The 606-nt window shown below is 64.2% G+C and carries 1 protein-coding gene; it reads left to right on the top strand.

All coding sequences use genetic code 11. From position 1 onward, the window contains the following. Positions 1–106 precede the first annotated feature (106 nt). Positions 107–606: TetR/AcrR family transcriptional regulator (locus tag G3N98_RS39545; protein ID WP_241026311.1), on the top strand; the 500-nt coding region annotated here is incomplete at its 3' end.

The following is a 606-nucleotide window of genomic DNA, read 5'->3' as shown; positions in this document are numbered from 1 at the left end:
TTCACCTAGCCAGCCGGAGCGTCTGTTGCGTCGCCGTATAATTCCCGCCATGAATGAAACGACCGTTGACCATCGGACCCGCGTCGCGGCGGAGCGACGCGAACGCATGCGCGCCCGCCTGATCGAAAGCGCGATGCTCGTGTTCGCAGAAAAGGGAGTCGGCGCAAGCGTCATCCAGGACGTCATTGCAGCCGCAGACGTGTCGCAGGGCACGTTCTACAAGTACTTCCGCACCAACGAGGATCTGCTCGCGGCGGTGACGCAGGAACTGAACGACGAGTTGCTGCGTTTGATCGAAGCGGAAGTCCACGGTTATGAGGATCCGGCGCTCCGCATCGCGTGTGGTGTGCGCATGTTCCTGCACGCGGCGCGCGCGTATCCGCTGCTGGCGCGCTTCATTTGCGCGGCCGGCCTGCATTCCGCGGGGCCGAGCAGCCTGATCTACGTGTTCCTGCCGCCGCATATCGAGCAGGGTCTGGCACTGGGGCGTTTCACCCATGTCGGCGTCGGCACCGCGCTCGACGTGATCGCCGGAACCGCGCTCGCGACGATCCTCAGAATCACCAATGAAGGCCCGCAAAACGTCGTTCCGGAGCCGGTGGTCGC

The organism is Burkholderia sp. Tr-20390, from assembly GCF_017104595.1.
Taxonomy (GTDB): Bacteria; Pseudomonadota; Gammaproteobacteria; order Burkholderiales; family Burkholderiaceae; genus Burkholderia.
The sequence above is the reverse complement of the archived record's forward strand: the minus strand, read 5'-3'. Positions and strand labels throughout refer to the sequence as shown.